General features: G+C 66.0%; 3 protein-coding genes, 1 tRNA gene and 1 pseudogene. 2 read left to right on the top strand and 3 right to left on the bottom strand.

The features are described from left to right. The first annotated feature begins 274 nt into the window (after positions 1–274). Together QZX93_RS16145 and QZX93_RS16150 are read left to right on the top strand one after the other, a co-directional pair. Positions 275–1,243, top strand: coding sequence for a polyprenyl synthetase family protein (locus QZX93_RS16145; RefSeq protein ID WP_295391561.1), 969 nt, complete (start codon positions 275–277; stop codon positions 1,241–1,243). Between the two features lie 67 nt (positions 1,244–1,310). Continuing rightward, a tRNA-Pro gene (locus QZX93_RS16150) sits at positions 1,311–1,387 on the top strand. 99 nt (positions 1,388–1,486) lie between these two features. Here QZX93_RS16150 and QZX93_RS16155 read toward each other — a convergent pair. The 3 genes and pseudogenes from QZX93_RS16155 to QZX93_RS16160 all read right to left on the bottom strand — a co-directional run bounded on the left by QZX93_RS16155 (position 1,487) and on the right by QZX93_RS16160 (position 3,988). Further along, positions 1,487–2,548 carry a site-specific integrase gene (locus QZX93_RS16155; protein WP_295391560.1) on the bottom strand — a complete coding sequence of 354 codons (1,062 nt, stop codon included), beginning with the start codon at positions 2,546–2,548 and terminating at the stop codon, positions 1,487–1,489. Positions 2,549–2,619: 71 nt separating this feature from the next. After that, a pseudogene (locus QZX93_RS27420) lies at positions 2,620–2,772 on the bottom strand (helix-turn-helix domain-containing protein); the annotation flags it as partial. Continuing rightward, entirely contained in the window at positions 2,762–3,988 is a 1,227-nt protein-coding gene (locus QZX93_RS16160) for an antA/AntB antirepressor family protein (RefSeq protein WP_295394751.1), read from the bottom strand. The gene QZX93_RS16160 and the pseudogene QZX93_RS27420, both read right to left, overlap by 11 nt. Positions 3,989–4,022 lie beyond the last annotated feature (34 nt).

A 4,022-nucleotide genomic window follows, 5' to 3' on the forward strand; every position in this document is an offset into this window, starting at 1 on the left:
ATCCCGCGACACCGTCGCCGCCACCATCCAGCGCCTGGCACGCAACGTCCGCCTGGTGTTCGACTACCTGGGCATGACCGAAAATTCCCGCCGTCGGCGGGGACGGCCAGCCACGGCGGGCTAGAACGGATTTGCCGTGGAACATCACTGCGACACCCTTGTTTTGCTTGAAGTCTTGGCGTCGTGGTGTGGGCAAACACCGGATTTAGGTTGACAGCCCCCCCGAGCGACCCCTAGCATCGGCGGCTACCTATTGATTCCAGTCCCTACACGCATGGACCTTTCCGCGATCCGGCTCCCAGTCGCCGAAGACACCAAGGCCGTCGACGCACTCATCGTGCAGCGACTGCAATCTGACGTCGTGCTGATCAACCAGATCGGGCACTACATCGTGCGCAGCGGCGGTAAGCGCCTGCGCCCGCTGTCGGTCCTGCTGGCCGCCCGTGCCTGCGGCTACCAGGGAACCCAGCACATCAACCTGGCCGCGGTCATCGAGTTCATCCACACCTCCACCCTACTCCACGACGACGTGGTGGACGGCTCGGCCCTGCGCCGCAGCCAGGAGACCGCCAACATCGTCTGGGGCAACGAGGCGGCGGTGCTGGTAGGCGACTTCCTCTACTCGCGCTCGTTCGAGATGATGGTCGAGACCGGCAGCATGCGGGTGATGGAGGTGCTGGCCCACGCCACCAACCGCATCGCCGAGGGCGAGGTCCTGCAACTGCTCAACACCAAGGACCCGGACACGGACGAGCATCGCTACATGGAGGTCATCGACCGCAAGACCGCCACCCTGTTCGAGGCCGGCACCCGCTTGGGCGCCGTGCTGGCCCAGAGCCCGGCCGCCGTGGAAACAGCCATGGCCGACTACGGCCGCAATCTGGGGATCGCCTTCCAGTTGATCGACGACGCACTGGACTACAGCAGCAGCAACGCCGAGCTGGGTAAGAACGTCGGCGACGACCTGGACGAAGGCAAGCCCACCCTGCCGGTCCTGCGCGCCATGGCGGTGGGCAGCGCCCCGCAGCGCCAACTGCTGCGCGATGCCATCGAGCATGGCGGACGCGAGCGGATCGACGATGTCATCGCGGCTATTGCGTCGACTGACGCGATCACCTATACTGCCCAACTCGCATGTGATTACGCCAGACGGGCAAAGGAGGCACTCGCCGCCCTACCCCCCTCAGACGCCACCGCTGCGCTGGCCGGGATGGCCGATTTTTCGGTCAGCAGGGACCATTGACCTTCATTGCCCGGAATTGAAATCCGGGCCGCCGCCGGGACCGGCCGTATCGTCCTAATCGTTTATTCGGGGTGTAGCTCAGCTTGGTAGAGCGCTGTCTTCGGGAGGCAGAAGTCGCAGGTTCAAATCCTGTCACCCCGACCATATTTATCTAGGCGCTTAGGCGTCATTTCTCGAAACTCTCTAGTGATAGTGTGACGCGGAATGTGACGCGCTGGCCCGTAAGGGCGGCGGGCCACCTGGTTAATCGTCGCCGACATCCAATATTGCCACCGCCGCCCGCACTCGCTCGGGGGCCAAGTGCGCATACCGCTCCGTCATCCCGATGGTGCTGTGTCCAAGTAGATCTCTGACCTCGGTTAGGGGGACTCCACCCGAGACTAGCCAGGCCGCGCAGGTGTGGCGCAAATCGTGGATTCTGAAATCCGTGATCTCGGCACGCCGGCAGGCGCTCATGAACGAACGGCGGCAGGCAGCAATCCGCGATCCATCCTCGTGGGCGAAGACCCAAGGCGATCCTGGGCAGTGGGCCAAGCGGAAGGCAATGCGGCTGGCCAGTGCACGACAGGCCGTTGCGTTCAGTGGGACCGACCGCCGCCGTGCCGTCTTGGTGTGCTGCGCCTCCAACAACAGCAAGCGGCTGTCCAGATCCACGCGGGACCACTCCAGCCGCAGCAGTTCATCCCTCCTGCACCCCGTGTGCAGGGCCAGCCTGATGAAATCCGCCAGATGTCCAGCTTTCGGTTCAGCCTCCGCTGACTGGATGAGTCGCGTGGCGTCCTCCTTGCTCAACCAGCGTACCCGGCCCTCGGGCTCGCGCAGTTGCCGCCCGGCCGCTGGGTTGGGTATCGCCCAATCCCATTCGCGGCGAGCATAGTTGAGCGCCGACGACAGTAGGCCGATTTCGCGGTTGATCGTTCCCGGTTGCGCCCCTGCGGCGCGGCGGTCGTCGATGTAACGGCGTACGTCCGACGGGGCCAGCGTCGCCAAGTTTCGCCCGGTAAACGCCGGGTACAGGTGCTTGGCGCTGTAACGGTCGCGATCGGCCCGCTTGTCGGCGGACGGCCCTTTGAGATACGCCAACATCAGCGCGTCGAAGGTACGGACCGGGAGCCCCTGGGCGTCCGTGGCGCGGTGCGCTTCGAGGCGCCACCCGGCAAGGATGGCCTCGGCGTCGCGGCGGTTGGTAGTCCGAGTAGAGCGCCGAGTTCGGTGGCCTGTGCGGTCGGTCCAGGTAGCCCACCAGAATGGCGAGCCAGGGCGCTGGTAGAGGCCGTCGTGATCGGTGCGTCGTGGTCTGTCCATGCCGGCAGAATAGCACGCGGAGCGCTTTTGTCGAGCATAGCAACCGCCTGGGCCTCCGCGCGCTCCACGAAGGCACGCACGCTGGCGGCACTCACCCGCACCGCCCGGCCAATCGACACGCGCCGCAGTTGGCCCGCGTCCATCAGCCGGCGCACGGTGCGCGGGCTGACGCTCAGACACTTGGCCGCCGCGGCGAGGGTCAATGCAAGGGGTTCAGCGGTCATAATTTAACCTAAAAAGGGGATTGCGGTCGGCCTCGGCCTCATACACCGCATCCTCCCAGGCGGCAGACGCGGCATAAAGCCGGCGCAACTCGGCGCACATCGCGGGCAGGTGGCGCACCTCGAATTGCTGGGGAGCGCGCGTACCCGTGACGGCGCGCAGGGAGCGCCAGATCGCGAAACGCCAGGCGCGGGCGCGGAACTGGTGGTCTGTCATGAGCCCCAATAGCCGATCGAGGTTGGCCAGGTCGTCGCGGGTGAGGACCTCGGCGGGAGCGGCGGAGGCCGGGAGCGCCGGGGCGGAGGCCAGTGGCAAGGCGGTCAGGTAGAGGATGGCGTCGGCCATTTTGGAGCGGGGCAACTCGGCCGGTTCGGCGATCTGGAAGTGGGATTGAAAGCTCGACCAGAGCTGCGCGGACGCCTGCTCCTGCAACGACGCGTCGAGGCCTTCGCAGCGGGCGCCGATGACGGACGCCAGGAACTGCTGCTCGCACGGCAGGAGGGGCCCGTTGAGGGCCGCGGGGTCCGGCTGTTCCATGAGCCGGCGCAACTCGACCATCCGCGGCATCCAAATGTTCGAGCGGATGGCCGCTGCGGACACGAAGGCCTCGCTGACCTCGAGGTGAAAGTCCGGGCCCACGGAGTGCCCGTAGGCCAGGACCAGCCCATACTCGATGAATGTGCCGTGCGGCGTGACCACGATCGGCGGTCGGCCGGGGACCTTGTAGCGCTGCGCCTGTTCCTGCGTGGTGTCGATTTCCAGCCAGCGCTCGGGCGGATACTTGGCGGCGGCGCCGGCGGCCCGGTACAGGTCGTCGAGACAGTAGCGGCCGTCCTGGTCCTGGCGGATCACGAGGTCGCCCAGGCCGATCGGCGGAGCGTCGTCGGGATCGGGGGTCGGCGGCGCGGCCGCCGCAGCTTCCAGGGCCGCGAGGGCTTGGCGCTCCATCGCGATGAAGTAGCGCCGCGCCTCCCGGCCCTTGGCGTTGTTCTCGACCATGCTCAGTTCCTTGGCCATGTCGAGACTGAGGTGGTAGTCCTTGCGGTTTTGGCCGCCCCTCTTCGCTTTGGCAATTTCCAAAGCGATGGCAAAATCCTGATTTTCCTGAAAGTCGTACTTTGTGATCCGGTCCTTGATCCAGTTCGCGAACAGGTCGCCGTTCTGCAAAAAGGCGTGGAGGGTCCGCGCGTCGCAGACCTGCGCGGGGACACCGCCAATCTCGCCGTGGAAGACGGGGACAAGCTGGGTGCCG

This window comes from uncultured Thiodictyon sp. (genome assembly GCF_903946935.1).
Taxonomy (GTDB): domain Bacteria; phylum Pseudomonadota; class Gammaproteobacteria; order Chromatiales; family Chromatiaceae; genus Thiodictyon.

Excerpts from the sequence above, each read along its gene's own strand:
- QZX93_RS16145 (WP_295391561.1), top strand. The coding sequence starts at position 275 with ATGGACCTTTCCGCGATCCGGCTCCCAGTCGCCGAAGACACCAAGGCC.
- QZX93_RS16155 (WP_295391560.1), bottom strand. The coding sequence starts at position 2,548 with ATGGACAGACCACGACGCACCGATCACGACGGCCTCTACCAGCGCCCT.